The 21,997-nt window shown below is 59.7% G+C and carries 19 protein-coding genes, 4 tRNA genes and 1 riboswitch; of the genes, 6 read left to right on the top strand and 17 right to left on the bottom strand.

The features are described from left to right. Positions 1 to 37 precede the first annotated feature (37 nt). Positions 38 to 508, top strand: a complete 471-nt coding sequence (locus K0H48_RS07975; protein WP_219267050.1) for a flagellar protein FlgN — start codon at positions 38 to 40, stop codon at positions 506 to 508. A gap of 96 nt (positions 509 to 604) precedes the next feature. Next, on the top strand, positions 605 to 1,354 hold the full coding sequence (locus tag K0H48_RS07970) for a flagellar brake protein (protein WP_219267049.1): 750 nt from the start codon (positions 605 to 607) through the stop codon (positions 1,352 to 1,354). 61 nt (positions 1,355 to 1,415) lie between these two features. On the opposite strand, the gene K0H48_RS07965 is transcribed toward K0H48_RS07970, so the two are convergent. Next, positions 1,416 to 2,801, bottom strand: a complete 1,386-nt coding sequence (locus K0H48_RS07965; protein ID WP_138814208.1) for an MFS transporter — start codon at positions 2,799 to 2,801, stop codon at positions 1,416 to 1,418. A gap of 282 nt (positions 2,802 to 3,083) precedes the next feature. Continuing rightward, positions 3,084 to 3,160: transfer RNA gene (locus K0H48_RS07960), tRNA-Arg, on the bottom strand. Positions 3,161 to 3,485: 325 nt separating this feature from the next. Here K0H48_RS07960 and K0H48_RS07955 point away from each other — a divergent pair. From K0H48_RS07955 to K0H48_RS07945, 3 genes are all read left to right on the top strand, one after another. Beyond that, the gene (locus K0H48_RS07955; protein ID WP_138814198.1) at positions 3,486 to 3,713 is read left to right on the top strand and encodes a hypothetical protein; all 228 of its coding nucleotides are present in this window, start codon (positions 3,486 to 3,488) and stop codon (positions 3,711 to 3,713) included. An 11-nt stretch (positions 3,714 to 3,724) separates the two neighbouring features. Continuing rightward, the gene (locus K0H48_RS07950; RefSeq protein ID WP_138814197.1) at positions 3,725 to 3,904 is read left to right on the top strand and encodes a PA3371 family protein; all 180 of its coding nucleotides are present in this window, start codon (positions 3,725 to 3,727) and stop codon (positions 3,902 to 3,904) included. A gap of 393 nt (positions 3,905 to 4,297) precedes the next feature. Further along, positions 4,298 to 4,624 (top strand): Arc family DNA-binding protein, encoded by a 327-nt coding sequence (locus K0H48_RS07945; protein WP_003193592.1) that lies wholly within the window; start codon positions 4,298 to 4,300, stop codon positions 4,622 to 4,624. Between the two features lie 172 nt (positions 4,625 to 4,796). Here the strand turns inward: K0H48_RS07945 and mgtE are convergent, their stop codons facing one another. From mgtE to ltaE, 8 genes are all read right to left on the bottom strand, one after another. Further along, the gene (mgtE, locus tag K0H48_RS07940; protein WP_065929353.1) at positions 4,797 to 6,239 is read right to left on the bottom strand and encodes a magnesium transporter; all 1,443 of its coding nucleotides are present in this window, start codon (positions 6,237 to 6,239) and stop codon (positions 4,797 to 4,799) included. A gap of 339 nt (positions 6,240 to 6,578) precedes the next feature. Further along, positions 6,579 to 6,655, bottom strand: a tRNA-Arg gene (locus K0H48_RS07935). A 72-nt stretch (positions 6,656 to 6,727) separates the two neighbouring features. Then, positions 6,728 to 6,804: transfer RNA gene (locus K0H48_RS07930), tRNA-Arg, on the bottom strand. Between the two features lie 108 nt (positions 6,805 to 6,912). Then, positions 6,913 to 7,003 (bottom strand) — tRNA-Ser (locus K0H48_RS07925). A gap of 62 nt (positions 7,004 to 7,065) precedes the next feature. Beyond that, positions 7,066 to 7,254, bottom strand: coding sequence for a carbon storage regulator CsrA (gene csrA / locus K0H48_RS07920; protein ID WP_003175645.1), 189 nt, complete (start codon positions 7,252 to 7,254; stop codon positions 7,066 to 7,068). 175 nt (positions 7,255 to 7,429) lie between these two features. Then, positions 7,430 to 8,671, bottom strand: coding sequence for an aspartate kinase (locus K0H48_RS07915; RefSeq protein WP_056861669.1), 1,242 nt, complete (start codon positions 8,669 to 8,671; stop codon positions 7,430 to 7,432). 96 nt (positions 8,672 to 8,767) lie between these two features. Further along, positions 8,768 to 11,386, bottom strand: coding sequence for an alanine--tRNA ligase (alaS, locus tag K0H48_RS07910; RefSeq protein ID WP_219267048.1), 2,619 nt, complete (start codon positions 11,384 to 11,386; stop codon positions 8,768 to 8,770). Positions 11,387 to 11,532: 146 nt separating this feature from the next. Then, positions 11,533 to 12,537 carry a low-specificity L-threonine aldolase gene (gene ltaE, locus K0H48_RS07905; protein ID WP_219267047.1) on the bottom strand — a complete coding sequence of 335 codons (1,005 nt, stop codon included), beginning with the start codon at positions 12,535 to 12,537 and terminating at the stop codon, positions 11,533 to 11,535. Positions 12,538 to 12,719: 182 nt separating this feature from the next. Next, positions 12,720 to 12,889, top strand: a riboswitch (FMN riboswitch). A gap of 114 nt (positions 12,890 to 13,003) precedes the next feature. Between ltaE and K0H48_RS07900 the strand changes: the two genes are divergently transcribed. Further along, the gene (locus tag K0H48_RS07900; protein WP_138814194.1) at positions 13,004 to 13,513 is read left to right on the top strand and encodes a 6,7-dimethyl-8-ribityllumazine synthase; all 510 of its coding nucleotides are present in this window, start codon (positions 13,004 to 13,006) and stop codon (positions 13,511 to 13,513) included. Positions 13,514 to 13,679: 166 nt separating this feature from the next. Here K0H48_RS07900 and astE read toward each other — a convergent pair whose 3' ends face one another. The 7 genes from astE to K0H48_RS07865 form a co-directional block, all read right to left on the bottom strand. After that, a complete protein-coding gene (astE, locus tag K0H48_RS07895) occupies positions 13,680 to 14,684 on the bottom strand; it encodes a succinylglutamate desuccinylase (protein WP_200433169.1) in 1,005 nt (334 codons plus the stop codon). Between the two features lie 11 nt (positions 14,685 to 14,695). Further along, complete coding sequence (locus tag K0H48_RS07890; protein WP_003214319.1) at positions 14,696 to 14,986, bottom strand: hypothetical protein; 291 nt, start codon at positions 14,984 to 14,986, stop codon at positions 14,696 to 14,698. A 38-nt stretch (positions 14,987 to 15,024) separates the two neighbouring features. Continuing rightward, a complete protein-coding gene (gene astB, locus K0H48_RS07885) occupies positions 15,025 to 16,371 on the bottom strand; it encodes an N-succinylarginine dihydrolase (protein WP_219267046.1) in 1,347 nt (448 codons plus the stop codon). A gap of 193 nt (positions 16,372 to 16,564) precedes the next feature. Then, entirely contained in the window at positions 16,565 to 18,034 is a 1,470-nt protein-coding gene (astD, locus tag K0H48_RS07880) for a succinylglutamate-semialdehyde dehydrogenase (RefSeq protein ID WP_219267172.1), read from the bottom strand. After that, positions 18,031 to 19,056, bottom strand: a complete 1,026-nt coding sequence (astA, locus tag K0H48_RS07875; protein ID WP_106576117.1) for an arginine N-succinyltransferase — start codon at positions 19,054 to 19,056, stop codon at positions 18,031 to 18,033. Before astA ends, astD begins: the two co-directional genes overlap by 4 nt. 48 nt (positions 19,057 to 19,104) lie before the next feature. Further along, on the bottom strand, positions 19,105 to 20,124 hold the full coding sequence (gene aruF / locus K0H48_RS07870) for an arginine/ornithine succinyltransferase subunit alpha (RefSeq protein WP_219267045.1): 1,020 nt from the start codon (positions 20,122 to 20,124) through the stop codon (positions 19,105 to 19,107). A gap of 246 nt (positions 20,125 to 20,370) precedes the next feature. Then, positions 20,371 to 21,591: an aspartate aminotransferase family protein gene (locus K0H48_RS07865; protein WP_219267044.1), complete on the bottom strand. Its 1,221-nt coding sequence runs from the start codon at positions 21,589 to 21,591 to the stop codon at positions 20,371 to 20,373. Between the last annotated feature and the right edge of the window lie 406 nt (positions 21,592 to 21,997).

Raw genomic sequence — 21,997 nt, 5'->3', positions numbered from 1 at the left:
CGCAGGGCTTTTGGACGCTTAAAACCCAAGGCCAGCCATGCACCACGACGAACATTTGCTTGAACTGATCACTGATGATCTGGCGCCGACGCAACATTTGCTCGAGCTGCTCAAAGAAGAATCCCTGGCCCTCTATGGCCGGGATATGCGCTTGCTGGAAGAAATCCTGGCGCGCAAACAGTCGCTGATCGTGCTGCTGGAGCAGCATGGCAAGAAGCGCAGCGAAATTCTCATCAGCCTGGGCCTGCCGGCTGACCATGACGGCCTGGCACAACTGGCCAGCCACTCCTCGGTAGGCGACCAGTTGCTGGCGCAGAGTACCGCACTCAATCAATTGCTCGCCCAGTGCCAGGAAACCAACCTGCTCAACGGGCAGTTGATCCAGCTGCAGCAGGCTACGACCGCCAACCAGTTGCGTATACTCCACGGCGGAGAGCCTCCGGCCCTTTATAACGCCCAGGGTTCCACCTCGCGCCTGGTCAAGCCAAGCACCCGCAGCCAAGCCTGACACCGGTTTACTGCGCGCCCTATCCAAGGCGCGTTACATGCTGGCAAAATGCCGGTTCTTGCGTGTAGTCGTATTTTGTCTGGAGATGGAAGAACCGTGTTCAACGCCCTTAATGCGGAAGATGCTCCGCAGCCACCCAAGGTGCTCACCACGCCTCTGGAAATCGCCAGCACGTTGCGGATGCTGCAAGAAAGCCATGACCCGCTGATCATCACTTTCCATGAACGCAGCCAGCGGTTTCAAAGCTATCTGGTGGACATTGACCGGGACAGCAAAACGCTGACCCTGGACGAAATGATCCCACGCGACGGGGAACGCTACCTTGAGAATGGTGAACCGTTCCGTATCGAAGGCTTCCATGACGGCGTGCGTATCGCCTGGGAAAGCAACGGCACGCTGACCATCAGTGAAAAAGGCGGCCACCGCATCTACACCGGCAGCCTGCCCGACGAAGTGGTCTACCATCAGCGTCGCAATGCCTTTCGGGCCGCGTTGAAGCTGGCCCAACTGGTCAGCATCGAGCTGGGTGGCGAAAAGCTCAAGGCACCGATCAGTGGCAAGTTGCTGGACATCTCCGCCACCGGCTGCAAGCTGCGCTTTGAAGGCGACATTTCCGATCGCCTGCAACTGGGTCAGGTCTATGACCGCTTTATCGCCGCCCTGCCCTTTGGCAGCATGACCACCTCGGTGGAGCTGCGTTACCTGCACGTCGAAGACAAGATCAACACCACCTTCGCCGGCGTGCGCTTCCACAACATGAGCGGCTTGGTACAGCGCCAGGTTGAACGGTTTGTGTACCAGCTGCAGCGTGAAGCGCGGCGCTTCGACAAAGACGACGACCTTTAAGCTTTAAAGGCCGCGTCAATAAAAACGGGCAGATCCTGATGGGATCTGCCCGTTTTTGCTTTCAGGGACGGGCCCTGCTCAAGTCATGGGGATGCTCCTCCGGCCCCAGAGGCTCCGGCGGCCCCTCGAAAGGAGGTTCATCCGCAGGTTGTTGCGGGTCGGTTTCAGGTTCCGGATCGGGCACCACGGTCTGCATTTGTTCCTGCACCACCGCCTCATCCACCCGCGGGTCGAGGCACGCCACCAGCGGCGAGCTGGACATGCTGTCGGGCATCGCCACGTGGTGCAGCGGCGCATCGTCCACCTGATGCAGGTTGGTCACCGCCTTCGGCCGGATCCGCCATACCAGGACCAACGCACACAGACTGAAAAACGCATACAGCATGTGGCTGCCGAACAGCTTCATCACCACACCCGCCAACAGCGGCCCGACACTCGCGCCGACGCCGTAGGTCACCAGCAACATGGCTGTCAGCGACACCCGACGATCACCTTCCACGTGGTCATTGGAGAACGCCACCGCCAAGGGATACAGACAGAACTGCACCAGGGAACACAAGAAACCGGCGACGAACAGCACTTCCAGCGGCACCTGGGTCATCACGGCCAACGGCAACGCCGCCACCGCCAGGCACAAGGCAAAGCAGCGAATCAGCAAGGCGCGATCATAGCGGTCCGATAACCAGCCCAATGGCCACTGCACCAACAGACCGGCAAAAATGCAGCTACCCATAAACAGACCGACCTGCTCGGTACTCAAGCCTTGCTGCGAGGCATACAGCGGCGCCAGGCCGTAGAAAGAGCCGACGATGAGCCCCGCACCCAGCACCGTGCTCAGCGACTGCGGCACACGCTTGATAAAGAAGCGCGGCTCCATAGGCGCAGGGTGCAGCGGCGCCGGGTGAATGCGTCGGGTCATGGCCACGGGCACCAGGCACAAGGCAAAGCACAGCGCCACCAGCATGAGCAATTCGAGGCCAAGCTGCGGGTGCATGACCAGGATCAACTGACCCAATACCAACCCGAGGTAGGAGGCGATCATGTAGCCGCTGAACACCACGCCACGCTGCTTGGCGTCCGCCTGCTCATTGAGCCAGCTTTCGATAACCATGTACTGGCACATCATCCCCAGGCCCACGATCATCCGCAGCACAATCCAGGCCGGCAGCCAGTTGATGAGGCCATGGCCCAACACCGCCGCGCCGACAATCCCGGCACAGGTGGCATACGCGCGAATATGCCCGACGCGGGCAATCAGGCGATGCCCGATCTTGCCGCCCAGCACCAGGCCGAAGTAGTTGGCGGCCATCAGCGCACCCACCCACAGGCTGTCGACGTGGTCGGCTGCCAGACGCAAGGCCAGGTAAGTACTGAGCAGGCCGGACCCGATCAACATCATCAAGGAGGCGAAATAAAGGGCTCGAAAAGATTTCCAGATCTGGCGCATCGGCGTTCCGAGCGGCTCCTTGCAGTGAGGGACAGGGCTATCGGCATGATAGTCCGGGGTTGCCGGGAGCGGACAGCCGCAGCGGGCCGTTTTCCGGAGAATATTTTGCTTAATCGTTCAGACGCTGCCTGGCCGCATGCAAGGTACATATGCAACGAACAAAAGCTACGAGAAACACACTGCGCACCTGCTGTGAACCCTGACAGGCGGCAAGGTTCGACCGACGTTGCAGGCAAGCACGAAAAAGCCCTGCCAGGGCAACCTGTGCAGGGCTTTTGAAGATGGTGTCCCAGGGCCGGTTCGAACGGCCAACCTTCCCCTTAGGAGGGGGATGCTCTATCCAATTGAGCTACTGGGACAAATGACAGCCATCGGGCACGTGGCACAGCGACGGACGGCGTGCATGTTAACGGCCGAGGTGGGTTTTGTCATGTCGTCCGTGGGCTTTTTGAGTGTAGGCCGATCCTTGTTCGGCCGAGGCCCGCATCGCCCCGCGACCACGGGGCCTAGGCGCCATCGTGCAAAATGCACTACCCCAAAATGCCATCATTGCAAATTGCAACCCAGAGGCGCTTTAAAGTAGACTCAAGTTATTGATTTTAATGAAATAATAGATTGGCACGAGACCTGCAATACTTCTCCTACAAACCCATTCAGCCACGGCGTTTAGCGGAGAACATGACCATGAACAGTGCCCTTCTGTTAGCCCTCAACAGCATAGCCTTGGCTGCACTGGTGATGTTTCATTTCCAATCCACCGGCAGTAATGACCCTGCGCAGCTCAGCCAGGCCGTGCCGCATCACCTGCAACAACGCCCGCAATTGGCGGTGATGACGCCCAACGCGCAATCGCCGGTACGCCTCACCCAAGGCACCCAGACTGCACCGGCATCCGAACATTGGGTTTTCTAAGGACGCCATTCATGAGCAAATCCGCCTGGCTGTTTCTGTGTCTGACTGTCGTCACCGGCCTCTTGGCCCTGGGCGCCACTTCTGAGGAGGGCCAAACCGCTGCTATGGTTGCTGCCGGTGTGTTTACGAGCCTGCTTCTACTGACACTGTTCATGGGCCGCAAAATCAAATTCGACCCCGTTCTACGCTGACCCCTGCGCTGCACCTCCTCCCTCGACCTTATGTCGCCCCGCCCTAGCAAATCGGCAAATTGCCACTAGTCTTAAAGATAAGGGCAAAAGGCCACTTTGCTTTAGGATGTGCGGCCTCAACCCCTGTGCGGGCCTGGACTTACGGGAAGTTCCCTTGAGGAATGACGCGTTGAAAAGTTTTCCAACCAGTCCGCAAAAATACAAATGAGTGCTGGCATTAAGCCTTTAGGCAGTTCAATATTTGTCACAGAATTGACGCCAAGGAACTGTCAAATCTGAGGCATGATGCGGCCTCTTTGCAATTCGGGTTGAACTTTGGTCGTGAGCCTTGTCTTAACACTCATCTTGCGGCCAATTCCAAAAACCGCTCCCCTGAACTAACCGGTTAAATATATGCGCCCATTGAAACAGGCAATTTATTCCAGCCGTACGGCTGACAAGTTCGTCGTACGTCTGCCAGACGGAATGCGGGAACGCATTGCCGAGGTGGCTCGCAATCATCACCGCAGCATGAACTCCGAAATCATCGCGCGCCTGGAGCAAAGCCTTATTCAGGAAGGTGCGCTGGGCGAAGAGTTGAGCATGCGCCTGGACAGCCCCGAGCTGTCACTGCACGAACGCGAACTGCTGCAGCGTTTTCGTCAGCTCTCCCACCGCCAGCAAAATGCTCTCGTCTCGCTTATCGCGCACGACGTTGAGGCGGCCGCAGAAGCCAATTGATCTGCAACTGAAAGCCGAAGCCAGCCATGTGCTGGCTTTTTTTTGCCTGGAATTTGAGGGGCACCGCAGGGGGCTTGTATGGGAGCGGGCTTGCTCGCGAATGCAGTGGATCAGTTAGCAGGCATTTCGACCGCTACACCGCATTCGCGAGCAAGCCCGCTCCCACAGGGGATCAGAGCAGAAAGATCGTTGCCAGACCCAGGAAGATGAAGAAGCCACCGCTGTCGGTCATCGCCGTAATCATCACGCTGGCGCCCATGGCCGGGTCGCGCCCAAGGCGGGCCAGCGTCATGGGGATCAACACCCCCATCAGCGCCGCCAGCAGCAGGTTGAGGGTCATGGCAGCCGTCATCACCACGCCCAGCGACCAACTGCCATACAGCAAGTAAGCCACCACACCAATCACGCCGCCCCACACCAAGCCATTGATCAGGCCCACGGCCAACTCTTTGCGCAACAACCGCGAGGAATTAGCCGTACTCACCTGGTCCAGTGCCATGGCACGCACAATCATGGTGATGGTCTGGTTACCGGAGTTGCCGCCAATACCGGCCACAATCGGCATCAGGGCCGCGAGTGCTACCAGCTTTTCGATAGACCCCTCAAACAAACCGATCACGCGCGAAGCAATGAACGCCGTGATCAGGTTGACCGCCAACCACGCCCAACGGTTATGCAGGGAGCGCCAGACTGACGCAAAGATATCTTCCTCTTCACGCAGACCGGCCATGTTGAGGACTTCGGTTTCACTCTCTTCCCGAATCAGGTCGACCATTTCATCAATGGTCAAACGGCCAATCAGCTTGCCGTTCTTGTCGACCACCGGCGCCGAGATCAAGTCATAACGCTCAAACGCCTGCGCGGCCTCGTAAGCATCTTCATCCGGGTGAAAGCTCACCGTATCGCTGGCCATCAAATCCGCAACTTTCTTGTCCGGATCATTGACCAGCAATCGCTTGATCGGCAACACGCCCTTGAGAATGCCTTCATAGTCGACTACGAACAATTTGTCGGTATGACCCGGCAGCTCTTTGAGGCGACGCAGGTAACGCAAGACCACTTCCAGGCTGACGTCTTCGCGGATGGTGACCATCTCGAAGTCCATCAGTGCGCCAACCTGATCCTCGTCGTAAGACAACGCGGAGCGCACACGCTCACGCTGTTGGCTGTCGAGGGCTTCCATCAGCTCATGGACAACATCACGCGGCAGCTCAGGCGCCAGGTCAGCCAGTTCGTCGGCGTCCATCTCCTTGGCGGCGGCCAGAAGCTCGTGATCGTCCATGTCGGCGATCAGGGTTTCACGGACCGAGTCGGATACTTCCAGGAGGATGTCGCCGTCGCGGTCAGCCTTGACCAACTGCCACAGGGTCAGTCGATCATCGAGCGGCAAGGCTTCAAGAATATAAGCGACGTCGGCGGAGTGCAGGTCATCGAGCTTGCGTTGCAGCTCGACGAGGTTTTGTCGGTGAACCAGGTTTTCAACGCGGTCGTGGTGCGGACCTTCCTGGCGGTGCGTGAGGTCTTCGACCACGCGCTGACGCTGCAGCAGCTCGATGACTTGAGCCAGGCGATCCTGCAGGCTGTCTTGTGTTTTCTTTACTTCTACTTCGGTCATAGGCGAACTCCACTCCCAGCAGCGGGGCACGCCGGAAGGATCAATCAGTCAATTCATGATTGGTAAAACGGGGTACTGAGCAACTACTGGGTAAGTCCATGGAGGTATTCCACAAGCCCCGGCGGGGCTGACGGGCGCAATGATACACGCTGCGCGCGCTTTAAACGTTAAAAAACTGGAAAGAACAAGCGCTTGCGAGCCAAAGCTGAGCATTGGCTGCATCTATGAACTGCGACGACGCAGACGGAAGGGAAAACACATGGGCGCGCGAGAAAAGATGAAATCCTACACAAACCCCAGACGGCAAAAAGCCCGCACTAGGCGGGCTTTTTGTTTGTATGGTGCACTCGACAGGATTCGAACCTGTGACCGCTCGGTTCGTAGCCGAGTACTCTATCCAGCTGAGCTACGAGTGCAGATTGTGTTTTTAGACCAGATCACAACTGGTTGAAGCCAAGTCACCTGCATTGCTGCAACTGACTCTTAAATGGTGCACTCGACAGGATTCGAACCTGTGACCGCTCGGTTCGTAGCCGAGTACTCTATCCAGCTGAGCTACGAGTGCATTTGTTGCCGCGCATTATAGGCCGTTCAATCTCTATGTAAAGCTATTTTTTCGTTTAATTTCAACAACTTAGCGAAAAAACCAGATTGCAACGTACTAAGCAAATAATGGCGGAGAACGGGGGATTCGAACCCCCGACACCCTTTTGAGGTGTACTCCCTTAGCAGGGGAGCGCCTTCGGCCACTCGGCCAGCTCTCCGCAACACGGGGCGTATATTAACCACGTTCATCCCCGTTTGCAAACATAAAAAACGATAAAAATTAAAGGCTTGGTTCTTCGTCCTTCTCTTTCTTGATCCGCAGGTAGATTTCCTCACGGTGGACCGCTACCTCTTTCGGAGCGTTAACCCCGATACGCACTTGATTGCCTTTGACGCCGAGCACAGTCACGGTGATTTCGCCATCACCGATAATCAGGCTTTCTGCGCAACGACGAGTCAGAATCAGCATACCTTTCACCTCACGCATTTCAGTTCAGGAACAACAGTCTGCAAAAAAAAGGCGTTCGGCCTACAACCTGACGGCCGTAGCCCTAACGGCCTAAGTATTGTCGAGCCCACGCAAAAGACCATGCGCCCCACAAAAAAATGAAAGGCGCGGTAAACCGCGCCTTCCTGGCATTGCCTTACTCGCCTTGTCGCGCCGGCGCGTCCAGCTCAAAAGCGGTGTGCAGCGCGCGTACCGCCAGTTCCAGGTACTTCTCCTCGATCACCACCGAGACTTTGATTTCCGAGGTGGAGATCATCTGGATGTTGATGCTTTCCTTGGCCAGCGCCTCGAACATACGGCTGGCAACGCCGGCATGGGAGCGCATGCCCACGCCCACGATCGACACCTTGGCAATCTTGGTATCGCCGACCACTTCACGGGCGCCAATCTCGCTCGCGGTGTTCTGCAGGATACGCTCGGCTGCATCGTACTCGTTGCGGTGCACGGTGAAGGTGAAATCGGTGGTGTTATCGTGCGAAACGTTCTGCACGATCATATCGACTTCAATGTTCGCGCCGCTGATCGGGCCGAGGATCTTGAAGGCCACGCCCGGGGTGTCTGGCACGCCACGGATCGTCAGCTTGGCTTCATCGCGGTTGAAAGCGATGCCGGAAATGATCGGCTGTTCCATGGATTCCTCTTCATCAATAGTAATGAGGGTGCCCGGACCCTCTTTGAAGCTGTGCAATACGCGCAGCGGAACGTTGTACTTGCCGGCGAACTCCACCGCGCGGATCTGCAACACCTTGGAACCGAGGCTGGCCATTTCCAGCATCTCTTCAAAGGTGATCTTGTCCAAGCGCTGAGCCACGGACACCACACGCGGGTCGGTGGTGTACACGCCGTCCACGTCAGTGTAGATCTGGCATTCATCGGCCTTGAGAGCCGCTGCCAGCGCCACGCCGGTGGTGTCCGAACCGCCACGCCCGAGGGTAGTGATGTTGCCCTGCTCGTCCACACCCTGGAAGCCTGCTACAACTACCACGCGGCCGGCTTTCAGATCTGTGCGGATTTTCTGATCATCGATCTGCAGGATGCGTGCCTTGGTATGCGCGCTGTCGGTGAGGATGCGCACCTGGCTGCCCGTGTAGGACACTGCCGGCACGCCACGCTTGTTCAGAGCCATGGCCAGCAAGGCAATGGTCACCTGCTCGCCGGTGGACACGATCACATCAAGCTCACGCGGCAGCGGCTGTTGATCACCACTGATTGCCTTGGCCAGATCGATCAGGCGATTGGTCTCGCCGCTCATGGCCGACAGCACCACCACCAGATCATCGCCGGCGTCGCGGAATTTCTTAACCTTGTCAGCGACCTGCTCGATTCTTTCGACAGAACCGACCGAGGTGCCTCCGAATTTCTGTACGATCAAAGCCATTTCTAAGCCGCCTCAGCCCGTTAAGGGGCGCCCAATAAACAAATCTTCCAGCACCCAAACGAGCCCATGACTAGACCATGGGCTCATTACAGTGCCTTAAATGCCGGCCTCGACAAACGGCACGGTCAGGGCCAGGGCCGCGTCCAGGGAGCCTGCGTCTACACCACCGCCTTGCGCCATGTCCGGACGACCACCGCCCTTCCCGCCCACTGCCGCAGCGGCTTGCTTCATCAAATCACCGGCCTTGAGTTGGCCAGTCAGGTCTTTGGTTACACCGGCAACCAGAACGACCTTTTCCTCATGGACACCGCCGAGCAGGATCACTGCGCGGCCGAGCTTGTTCTTCAACTGATCGACCAAGGCCAACAGCGCCTTGCCGTCCTGGCCGTCCAGGCGCACAGCCAGCACCTTCACGCCCTTGACGTCCAGCGCGGAGGCCGACAGATCGTCGCCCGCTGCGCTCGCCGCCTTGGCCTGCAACTGCTCCAGCTGTTTTTCCAGTGCGCGGTTGCGCTCCAGCACGGCCGACAGCTTGTCGATCAGGTTGTCGCGGCTGCCCTTGACCAGGCTGGCCGCTTCCTTGAGTTGTTCTTCAGCCGCATTGAGGTAGGCCAGGGCCGCAGCACCAGTGACCGCTTCAATACGCCGTACACCAGAGGCCACGCCGCCTTCACTGATGATTTTCAGTAGGCCGATATCGCCGGTACGGTTAGCGTGGATACCGCCACACAGCTCCACCGAGAAGCTGCCGCCCATGCTCAGTACGCGCACTTCGTCGCCGTACTTCTCGCCAAACAGCGCCATGGCGCCTTTCTTCTTGGCGGTCTCGATGTCGGTTTCTTCGGTTTCAACCGCAGTGTTCTTGCGAATCTCGGCGTTGACGATGTCTTCCAGCGCCTTGATCTGCTCAGGCTTGATCGCTTCAAAGTGGCTGAAGTCGAAACGCAGGCGCTGGCTATCCACCAACGAACCCTTCTGCTGCACATGCTCACCCAACACTTGGCGCAACGCAGCATGCAGCAAGTGAGTGGCGGAATGGTTCAAAGCAGTTGCATGCCGCACGTCGGCATCGACTTGAGTGTCGACCGGCGCGCCGACCGTCAGGTTGCCCAGCACCAGCACACCGTGATGCAGGAACGCCCCGCCGGTCTTGGTGGTGTCACGCACTTCAAAACGCCCGGAGGTCGAACTGAGGAAACCACAGTCACCCACCTGGCCACCGGATTCGGCGTAGAACGGCGTCTGATCCAGCACCACCACCGCTTCGTCGCCTTCGCTCAATACGTCGACCGACTTGCCGTCTTTGTAGATGGCCACGATCTTGGCCGCGCCAACGGTCGCCGCGTAACCGGTGAACTCGGTGGGCACGTCAACCTTGACCAGAGTGTTGTAGTCCAGGCCAAAGGAGCTGGCGGAACGGGCACGCACGCGCTGGGCTTCCATCTCACGCTCAAAACCCGCCTCATCGACGGTCAGCTCGCGCTCACGGGCGATGTCGGCGGTCAGGTCCATCGGGAAACCGTAGGTGTCATACAACTTGAACACTACATCGCCCGGCACCACGGTGCCTTTGAGTTCAGCCAGGTCCTGCTCAAGGATCTTCAGGCCGTGCTCCAGGGTCTTGGAGAACTGCTCTTCTTCAGCCTTGAGCACGCGCTCGATGTTGGCCTGCTGCTGCTTGAGTTCCGGGAAGGCATCGCCCATCTCGGCCACCAGCGCGGCAACGATCTTGTAGAAGAAGCTGCCGGTGGCGCCCAGCTTGTTACCGTGGCGGCAGGCACGACGGATGATGCGGCGCAGTACATAGCCGCGGCCTTCGTTGGACGGCAGCACACCGTCAGCGATCAGGAAGCCGCACGAACGGATGTGGTCCGACACCACCTTGAGCGAAGACTGGTTGTCATTGGCGCAGCCAATGGCGGCCGCCGATGCGCTCAGCAGGTTGGTGAACAGGTCGATTTCGTAGTTGGAATGCACGTGCTGCATCACCGCACTGATCCGCTCCAGGCCCATGCCGGTGTCCACCGACGGCGCCGGCAGCGGATGCAACACGCCATCGGCGGTGCGGTTGAACTGCATGAAGACGTTGTTCCAGATCTCGATGTAACGGTCGCCGTCTTCTTCCGGCGAGCCCGGTGGGCCGCCCCAGATGTCGGCGCCGTGATCATAGAAAATCTCGGTGCACGGGCCACACGGTCCGGTATCGCCCATGGTCCAGAAGTTGTCGGACGCGTAAGGCGCACCCTTGTTGTCGCCGATGCGAATCATGCGCTCGACGGGCACACCAATTTGCTGGGTCCAGATGTCGTAGGCTTCGTCGTCGGTCGCGTAGACCGTCACCCAGAGTTTTTCCTTGGGCAGCTTCAGCACGCCGGTCAGGAAGGTCCAGGCGAAGGTGATCGCATCTTTCTTGAAATAGTCGCCGAAGCTGAAGTTACCCAGCATCTCGAAGAAGGTGTGGTGGCGGGCGGTGTAGCCGACGTTTTCCAGGTCGCTGTTCTTGCCGCCGGCGCGTACGCACTTCTGGCTGCTGGTGGCGCGGGTGTAGGCGCGCTTTTCCTGGCCCAGGAAGCAGTCCTTGAACTGGTTCATCCCCGCGTTGGTGAACAGCAGGGTTGGGTCATTGCCTGGGATCAAGGAGCTGGAGGCTACACGGGTGTGGCCTTGCTCTTCGAAGAAGCGAAGGAAGGCTTCACGGATTTCTGCGCTTTTCATTAGGTTCTTCCACGGAGTCTGCGGCCAAAGGCCAGTGCGCAACATCATCAGACGGAGCGACGGCAAAGGGCCGCATTATATCGGCCCTTTGCCGGTGGTACAGCGTGTTTATGTGATAGAAACAGTCAATTAGACGGTCTGCACGATCATTTTCGGGAAAACTCGACAAATGTCTGCACCACTTGCTCCATCTGCGCCCGGCTGACATCCAGGTGAGTGACCATGCGCAGTCGTGGCGCGGCGCTCAACTTAATCCCGCGTTCGGCGGCAAAGGCCTTCAGCGCCTGGGCCTGATCACCGATCTGCACATACACCATGTTGGTTTGCACCGGCTCCACCTCAAAGCCGGCGTCGCGCAGTGCATCCCCCAGCCATTGGGCGTTGGCGTGGTCGTCCGCCAGGCGCTGCACCTGATGATCCAGGGCATACAGGCCCGCCGCCGCCAGCGAGCCGGCCTGGCGCATGCCACCGCCGACCATCTTGCGCAGGCGCCGCGCCTTGGCGATCAGCGCCGTGGAGCCACACAGCACCGAGCCGATCGGCGCGCCAAGGCCTTTGGACAGGCACACCGACACCGAGTCGAAATGCTGAGCAATCTCCCGCGCATCCACACCGAGCTTCACCGCAGCGTTGTAGAGTCGCGCGCCATCCAAGTGCAACGCCAGGCCATGTTCACGGGTAAACGCGCGGGCTTTGGCCAGGTATGCCAGCGGCAGCACCTTGCCCTGCATGGTGTTTTCCAACGCTAACAAGCGGGTGCGGGCGAAGTGGAAGTCATCGGGCTTGATCGCCGCCAGTACGTGGTCCAGGTCCAGCGAACCGTCGGCTTGCACCTCCAGCGGCTGCGGCTGGATCGAGCCAAGCACCGCCGCGCCACCGCCTTCGTATTTGTAGGTGTGGGCCTGCTGGCCGACGATGTATTCCTCGCCGCGCTCACAGTGCGCCATCAGCGCCAACAGGTTGCTCATGGTGCCGGTGGGCACGAACAGCGCGGCAGCGAAGCCCAGGCGCTTGGCCAACTCGGCTTCCAGCTGGTTGACGCTCGGGTCTTCGCCGTACACGTCATCACCGCTGACGGCAGTGGCCATCGCGTCGAGCATGCCGGGGGTGGGTTGGGTCACTGTGTCGCTGCGCAGGTCTATGACGGTCATCCGGGGGCCTCTGAACATGGTTGTCGTATTGACGATTACTGCGGGCAAAGCCACGCAATATCAAGCCCCACGTGCATTCAATCGAATACCAACCAAACAAACCGATATAGCTTATCGATACGGCGATCGTGCAGTTTTTGAAAAACCATGTTAAAAACTCTCCGCCGCCAGGGTTCTGGCGGCAACGTTCTCAGGGCGGGGTGTAATTCCCCACCGGCGGTAATTGCACGCAATGTGCATAGCCCGCGAGCGCTTGGCGCCTCGAACTGCTCACGCAGGACGGCGACAAGGTCAGCAGACCCGGTGTGATCCCGGGGCCGACGGTCATAGTCCGGATGAAGAGAGAACGGGATTGGCACCCAAGGGCCGCGCGCTGAACTCATGCCTGCATGACGCCGCCGTTCGTACCCTTGAAATCCCATTCGATTCATAACGCCCTGTTTTTTTCTTAAACAGGAGTCAGAACATGCAACCCACCGCAATCGACAGCAAAAGCAAAAACCACCACGGCGAGCGCGTCGCGTTTATCCAGGCCTGCTGGCACAAGGATATTGTCGACCAATCGCGCAAAGGCTTCCTCGCCGAAATGATCGCCCTGGGCTACCAGGAATCGGACATCGATTTCTTCGAAGTCGGCGGCGCCTTTGAAATGCCCCTGCACGCCAAGCTGCTGGCCAAGACCGGCCGTTACGCCGGTATCGTTGCCGCCGCGCTGGTGGTGGACGGTGGCATCTACCGCCACGAATTCGTCGCCCAATCCGTGGTCAGCGGCCTGATGCAAGTGCAGCTGGAAACCGAAGTGCCGGTGTTCTCGGTGTCCCTGACCCCGCATCACTTCCACGCGGGCAGCGAGCACCACACTTTCTTCTATGAGCACTTCGTGCACAAGGGCCAGGAAGCCGCGCGCACTTGCGCCGACACGCTGCACAAGGTGCGTGCGATCCGTCGCAGCGAGCCGCGTGCTGTAGCGGTCTAAGCAACACCACAAAACCCGGCCTCAGAGCCGGGTTTTCTGTGGGAGCTGGCTTGTGTGGGAGCTGGCTTGCCTGCGATAGCGGCAGGTCAGTCAAAATCACTGTTGCCTGTGCCGCCGCCATCGCAGGCAAGCCAGCTCCCACATTTGACCGAGCAAGCCTTTAGATTTATGCCAACCCAGCATCCGTGGTCGGCACGATCAATATCCCCGCCCGCAAACCATTCTTGACCTTCGGGTTCGGGAAGATGATGCGTGCGCCCTCCTCCTCGATCACCCATCGGGTCTTGGCCACGTCTTCGGCCAGCAGGTAGCCCTTGGCCAATGGCGAAAAGTTCTCCACATCCGCCGGCAGGTGCAGCAGGAAGGCATCACTGTGCTTGATTACTTCGCGGGAAACGGCAAACAGTTGCAGGCCATCAAGGCTCTCGGTTTCAGGCTCATTACCCTCGATGATCTGCTTGAGGCGCGTCTCCAGGCGTGACACATCCACACCCTGGTTCTGCCCGAACGGCCGGGCCTTGCCCAATTCCAGGGTGAAGGCCTCAGCGTCCAGTTGCTCGTAGGTGAACGCGGTGAAGGTGATCGAGGTTTTGTTCTGCAACAACACCGCCTGCATACCGGCAGCGTTCAGGCGCGCCAGCTCATGGCGCGAATGCTGGCGCCCGTCCTTGAACGGGTACAGCGCGAACTGCTCGATCTTCGAGCCCCGAATGGCCGTGTGCAGGTCGTAATGCAGGCGCGAACGGCCCGGCAGGCTGAAGAAGCTGCGAGCCAGTTGCTCAAGCTCGGCGGCGCGCATGGCCTCCGGGCCGATGTTTTGTTCGTGGCGGCCGTTGAACAGCCGGTTGACGTCCAGTTCCAGGTAACGCTCGCCGCGGCGCATGGCCTCGGGGTTACCGAACAGGAACAGAATACGATTGCGGGGTTTGATCTCCCCACGGGCGATGCCATGCAACAGGCGGTCGAGCAATTCGATCGGCGCAGTTTCGTTGCCATGGATGCCGGACGACAGTAGCAGGTCGCTGCCATTGTCCAATGCCTGCGGCGGGCGCACTTCAAGCGCGCCTTCGCTGAGCCAGCGCATCTGCACGCCGTCGACAGTCAGTTGAATTTTTTGCGCCGGTTCGCGACCGGCGAGGGTCAGTTCAAGCAATTTGCCGAGGGCGAGCATAAGCAGCTTCCTTAGTGGTTGCAGCCAGGACCATGAACGTGATCGTCGTCATCACCTTCAACGTCGGCCGGTTCCATTTCCAATTGCAGGCTCATCAGGTTGGTGGCCAGCGGGCGCATCAGCAGGTTGGCGTATTCAGCGTCACCTTCTTCCACGTCCACGCCGATCAGCAGTTGGCCACGGCCGTCGTGCTGGATCCAGATCTCCTTGCCCTGCCACACCACGGCAACGCGGGTGCAGGAGGTTTCCAGCTGGGTGCCGTCGGTGTCTTCAAGGATCAGTTTCAGGGTGTCGGTGGTCATAAATAGTTCTCAGCCATAGGGTGTAAAAAGAGGTGGCGTTAATTGATCTGGAAAGGATAAACCGAGCCCAGTTTAAGGATTTGCGTCAGTTCATCCAGTGCCGTCCGGCACTCAAGCAGCAATTGCGGGTCAGCCAGGTCGCTTTCACGCAGGCTGTCGCGGTAGTGCTTGTCGACCCATTGGGTCAGGGTTTCGTACAACGGCGCGGTCATGATAACGCCTGGGTTCACCGCCGCCAGTTCCGTTTCATTCAAGGCCACACGCAAGCGCAGGCACGCCGGGCCACCGCCGTTCTGCATGCTTTGCTTGAGGTCGAACACTTTCACTTCGCGGATCAGCCCACCGGAGGCAGTGAGGCCTTGCAGGTACTGCCAGACGCGCTCGTTGGCGCGGCATTCTTCCGGCACGATCAGCAGCATCGAGCCATCAGCGCGGGTCAGCAACTGGCTGTTGAACAGGTAGGAACGCACCGCGTCCTCGACGCTGACCTGGGCGCGCGGCACACACACCGACTGGAAGTTACCCCCCAGTTTGCCCAGCTTGCCCTGCAGTTCGGCGAGCATCTGTTCGGTATTGAGGAACGCGTCCTCGTGGTAGAACAGCACCTCGCCGTTACCCACTGCGATCACGTCGTTGTGGAACACGCCGGCATCGATCACCGCCGGGTTCTGCTGGCCGTACACCACGCTGTCGTCTTTCAAGCCGTGCAGGCGTGCAACCGCCTGGGAGGCTTCGAGAGTCTGGCGCGCCGGGTATTTTTGCGGCGCCGGGTAACGGGTGTCGAACGCACTGCGGCCGAACACGAAGAACTCAACGCCGGCCTCGCCGTACTCTCGGCAAAAACGCGTGTGGTTGGCCGCGCCTTCGTCACCGAACTGCGCCACCGCCGGCAACGCGGCGTGATGGGCGAAGTGTTTGCCGTCAGCGAACATCGCCCCCAGCACACGGCTGGTGGTCGGGTGCTCGATACTGCGGTGGTATTTGCAGTTGAGGTTGGCAGCAGTGAAATGCACGCGGCCATCCGCCGTGTCGGCGCTCGGGCTGACCGTGGCGGCGTTGGCCACCCACATGCTCGACGCAGAGCAACTGGCGACCAGCAATGGCATCGCCTGCTTGGCGGCTTGCTGAATCACTTGGGCGTCAGTGCCGCTGAAGCCCAGGTTGCGCAAGGCGGCCACATCCGGGCGCTCTTGCGGCGCCAGCACACCTTGCACAAAGCCCATGTCCATCAGGGCTTTCATTTTCTGCAGGCCCTGCAACGCCGCTTCCTTTGGGTTCGAAGACTGCTGGCTGTTGCTCTGGGACGCGACGTTGCCGTAGGACAAACCGCCGTAGTTATGGGTCGGCCCCACTAGACCGTCAAAATTGACTTCATAGGATTTCATCGGCGAGGCTCCACGAACATCTGTTTTTATAGGCATCTGGTGCAGATCTGTATCTGTAAACCCGGTCAACTGTGGGAGCTGGCTTGTATGGGAGCGGGCTTGCTCGCGAATACGGTGTGTCAGTCAATACATCTGGCGACTGAACCACCGCTTTCGCGAGCAAGCCCGCTCCCACATGGGCCCGCACCCACCTTTAGATCAGTGTAATGCCCGGCGTCAGTGTCGCTGGCAATACCAAACTTGGGGTTTCCAGGGACGCCACCGGGTACGCGCAATAGTCCGCCGCGTAATACGCACTGGCGCGATGGTTGCCCGAGGCGCCCACACCACCGAACGGCGCAGTACTGGCGGCGCCGGTCAGCTGTTTGTTCCAGTTGACGATACCCGCGCGGCTTTCCAGCCAGAACTGCTGATAGCGCGCTTCGGAGTCCGACAACAGCCCCGCAGCCAGGCCATATTGAGTGTTGTTAGCCTCGGCGATCGCCCCAGCAAAATCAGCGTAGCGGATCACTTGCAGCAATGGGCCGAACAGTTCTTCATCTTCGCGCTCGGTCACGCCAGTCACATCGATGATGCCAGGGGTCAGCAAGGCTGCTTGAGCCTGAGGCTGGGTCATTTCCAGCAGCGCCACGGCGCCATTGGCCAACATCAATTCCTGGGCGTCCATCAAGGCTTTGGCAGCGCCCAGGGAAATCACTGAACCCATGAATGGCGGCGGTTGCTGGTCGAATGCACCGACTTCAATCGTCGCGCTCACCGCCACCAGACGCGCCAGCAAGGCATCGCCCCAGGCGCCTTGCGGCACCAGCAAACGACGGGCGCAGGTGCAACGCTGGCCAGCCGAAATAAATGCCGACTGAATAATGGTGTAGACCGCCGCGTCCACATCGGCCACTTCGTCGACCACCAGTGGGTTGTTGCCGCCCATTTCCAACGCGAGGATCTTGTCCGGGCGCCCGGAGAACTGCTGGTGCAGATGATTGCCCGTACGGCTGGAGCCGGTGAAGAACAAGCCGTCAATGCCTGGGTTGGCCGCCAGCGCTATGCCGGTTTCCCGCGCACCTTGCAGCAGGTTCAGCACGCCCGCCGGCAAACCGGCTTCGATCCAGCATTGCACGGTCAGCTCGGCGACTTTGGGGGTCAGTTCACTCGGTTTGAACAATACCGTGTTACCCGCCAGCAAGGCCGGGACGATATGCCCGTTGGGCAAGTGGCCCGGGAAGTTGTAAGGGCCAAACACCGCCACCACACCGTGGGGTTTGTGGCGCAATACGGCCGTGGCGTCGCCCAATGGGCCGCTCTTCTCGCCGGTACGCTCGCGGTAGCTTTGCACCGAGATGGCAATCTTGTTGGCCATGCTGGTGACTTCGGTGGCCGATTCCCACAGCGGCTTGCCGGTTTCCTCACCGATGCAGCGGGCGATTTCATCGGCGCGCGTTTTCAGCGCGGCGGCAAAGGTTTCCAGCACACTGATGCGTTCTTCGAGCGGGCGGCGCGCCCAGCCTGGAAACGCCTGGCGCGCGGCCTGCACGGCGGACTCAACCTGCTCGGCAGTGGCACCATTGCCGGCCCACAACACCTGCTGGGTCACCGGGTTGCGCGATTCAAACAGTTCACCCTGGCCAGCCAGCCAGCTACCTGCGATATACAGCGAATTCATTATTTCGACTCCCGAGCAGCAGACAACGCAACAGCGCGCACTTGGTCACCCACCACCAGTTGCAGGCGCTTGGCGGTTTGCGGATCGACCACCAAAGTGCCTGCCGCCAGCCGGGCCGGAGCGGCCGTAATGCGGCACTCCTCGCGCTTGCGGTTATGGATCAGGAACGGCGTAGCGTCGTCCCCCGGCGTGCCGATGGCCAACACCAGCGACTGGCTGTCACGCACCGCACGGATTTTGCTGGTTTCACATTCCACCGCCGGGCCGGCGTCGAAGATGTCGACATAGCCCTGGTAGCTGAAGCCTTCACTCTTGAGCATGCTCAGCGCCGGCTCGGTGTCCGGGTGAACCTTGCCGATGACATTGCGCGCGTCTTCAGACAAGAAGCAGCTGTACAGCGGAAACTTGGGCATCAGCTCAGCGATAAACGCCTTATTGCCCACACCAGTGAGGTAATCCGCCTGGCTGAACTCCATCTTGAAAAAGTGCCGGCCCAGGCTTTCCCAGAACGGCGAGCGCCCGGCTTCGTTGGACACGCCACGCATCTCGGCAATGATCTTGTTACCGAACAGCTGCGGGAACTCGGCGATAAACAGCATGCGCGCCTTGGCCAGCATGCGGCCGTTAAGGCCGTTGCGGTAATCGGCGTGCAGGAACAACGAGCACAATTCGGAATTGCCGGTGAGGTCGTTGGCCAAAAACAGCGTCGGAATCTCGCGGTAAATGTTCAGCTCCTGGGAAGCGCTGACCGTGAGGCCGACCCGGAAGTTGTACCAAGGCTCACGCAGGCCGACGGCACCGGCGATGGCAGAAATGCCCACCACGCGGCCTTCGTCGTTTTCCAGCACGAACAGGTAGTCGGCATCGCCACGCCCGGCTTCGCCACGGAAGGTTTTTTCCGCCCAGCCAACCCGGTGGGTCAGGCGTTCTTCGTTGGCCGGCAGGGTGGTGAGGCCGGTGCCGGTGCTGCGCGCCAGATCAATCAGGGCCGGTAAATCGCTGCTGCGTACGGGACGAACGATCATGCTATCTCCTCAGACGGGCCGCCGTTAAGCCACCCGCGAAACTCAGTCTTAAACAGCCACCAGGCGCACGCTTGCGCCTTCGCCAACGCCCAAAGCTTCGGCCGCTTGCAGGTCCAGGGTCACTGGCTTGCCGGGCGCGTAATCCAGTTCCAGCATCACCGCGCGGTAATCCTGCAACTGCGCGTTGCTCACCAGGTACTGGCGACCGACACCCTTGGCCATCTCGCCGATTTTTACCGGCACCACACGGCTCTGGGCGATCGAGCGAATGCCCGAAACCCGCGCGTGCAACGTTGGGCCACCGTCGAAGATGTCGATGTAATGGTCGGTCTCGAAGCCTTCGCGCATGAGGATGTCGAAGGTGATCTGTGCACGTGGATGCACCTGGCCCATGGCTTCCTGGGCTTCGTCCGGCAACAGCGGTACGTAGATCGGGTAATGCGGCATCAGTTCGGCGAGGAAGGTGCGGCTTTTAAGCCCGCACAGGCGCTCGGCGGCGGCGTAGTTGAGGTCGAAGAAGTTGCGACCGATGGCGTCCCAGAACGGCGAGTCACCGTTCTCATCGCTGTAGCCGACAATTTCGGTCACCACCGAGTCGGCAAAGCGCTCGGGGTGGCTGGCGACGAACAACAGGCGGCCACGGGAATTGAGTTCCGACCACGGCGAACCGACCAGTGCAGGCTGCACATAAAAACTGGTGAGCAGGCTGTTGCCGGTGAGGTCGTGGCACTGGGAAAGCACGTGGATCTTGTTGTGGATCTTCAGCTCGCGCGAAGCATGCACGAAGGTCTCGTTACGAAAGCTGTAGAACGGCTCCGAGTAACCGGCCGAGGCGACAATGGCCGAGCAGCCGGCAAGCTTGCCGGTCTCGGTGTCTTCGAGCACGAAGAAATAGCTTTCTTCACCGTTGAAACTCACCTCGGCCGCGAAGGACGCTTCGCTGGCGGCGATCTTGTCGCTCAGGCGTTCCACATCGTCCGGCAAGGAGGTGACACCAATCGGGCTGTCCGCAGCCAGACGCTGTACCTCGCCCAGATCAGCCATTTGCGCGGGGCGCATCACCAGCATGGTGTCACTCCTTAACTCGAAAAACTCACAGAGGGAAAAATGCCGGGCACGGTCTTGAAAACAGTGAGGTCAAGTGTGGGAGCGGGCTTGCTCGCGAAAGCGGTATGTCATTCAGCATTTAAGGTGACTGAACCACCGCCTTCGCGAGCAAGCCCGCTCCCACATTGAATCTTCACAGCTCCAATTAAGGGGCCCGGCACAAAAAATTGGGTTCGATGCTCAATCGCCTGAGCACCGAACGGTCTATCAAGCTTGCGTCAGCGTCTTCACAGCACGTTCGAAGCGGTCCAGGCCTTCGTTGATATCCGCGTCTTCCACCACCAGACTCGGCGCGAAACGCACCACGTCGGGGCCGGCTTGCAGGATCATCAGGTTTTCTTTTTCGGCCGCGTTGAACACGTCCTTGGCACGGCCTTTGAACGCGTCGCTCAGCACGCAACCGATCAGCAGGCCCAGGCCGCGCACTTCGGTGAAGATGCCGTATTGCTTGCCGATCTGCGTAAGGCGCGCCTTGAACAGGTCGTGCTTGGCGTTCACACCGGCCAGCACTTGCGGGGTGTTGATCACGTCGATCACCGCTTCCGCCACCGCACACGCCAGCGGGTTGCCGCCGTAAGTGGTGCCGTGGGTACCGACCACCAGGTGCTTGGCCAGGTCTTCACGGGTCAGCATGGCTGCGATCGGGAAACCACCGCCCAGGCTCTTGGCGCTGGTGAGGATGTCTGGCGTCACGCCGTAATGCTGGTAGGCGAACAGGTGGCCGCTGCGGCCCATGCCGGTTTGCACTTCGTCGAACACCAGCAGCGCGTTATTGGCGTCGCACAGTTCGCGGGCGCCTTGCAGGTAAGCCAGCTCGGCCGGCAATACGCCGCCTTCGCCCTGGATCGGCTCCAGCACCACAGCGCAGGTCTTGTCCGACACGGCCGCTTTGAGCGCGTCCAGGTCGTTATAAGGCACGTGGGTGATGCCGGTGATCTTAGGCCCGAAACCATCGGAATACTTGGACTGGCCACCGACATTGACGGTGAACAGGGTACGGCCGTGGAAGCTGTTCAGCGCGGCAATAATTTCGTATTTCTCGGTACCGAAACGGTCGAACGCCACGCGACGGGCCAGCTTGAACGCGGCCTCGTTGGCTTCGGCGCCGGAGTTGCAGAAGAACACGCGCTCGGCAAAGGTGGCGTCGATCAGCTTATGGGCCAGGCGCAGGGCCGGCTCATTGGTGAACACGTTGGAGACGTGCCACAGCTTGTTGGCCTGTTCGGTCAGTGCACCGACCAGCGCCGGGTGGGCGTGGCCCAATACGTTGACCGCGATGCCGCCGGCAAAGTCGATCAGCTCGCGACCGGCCTGGTCCCAGACGCGCGAACCTGCGCCACGCACGGGGATAAAGGCGGCAGGTGCGTAGTTGGGCACCATCACCTGGTCGAAATCGGCACGTTGCACCGGGGCTTGCTCAACGGACATCGGAGTCTCCTGAAGAGGAACGCCTGCCTGGAACTGGCGGGCGATGCAGGGATTGTAAGGACAGTTTTCAGTGCAGCCTTGTCGCCAAGCGACAACTTCTTATAGCGCCAACCCGCGTTTTTGGCGGGTTTACGCCAATGCGACAAATAGCGTCGCAATGGCGCAGTTTAAACGCTGCATCGTTTCAGAGGCAGGGGCGTTGCCGGTTGATTTTCGCCAATTGCATTAACTATCTGCCTCTCTCACGTCCATCAGGCTTGCTGTGATGTCGGTGCCGCAACTCACTGAAGAATCAGCCACATGCCCAATCCGACTCAAACAACACTCACCCCACACCTTGAAAACGCTGCTGGCCGCGTGCCCATTAGCGTCCACAGCCGCCTTCCACCCTGGCTGGGCGAGGCCT

Origin of the sequence: Pseudomonas sp. Xaverov 259 (assembly GCF_019352915.1) — a bacterium.
GTDB lineage: Bacteria > Pseudomonadota > Gammaproteobacteria > Pseudomonadales > Pseudomonadaceae > Aquipseudomonas.
This window is presented reverse-complemented; position numbering and strand designations above follow the sequence as displayed.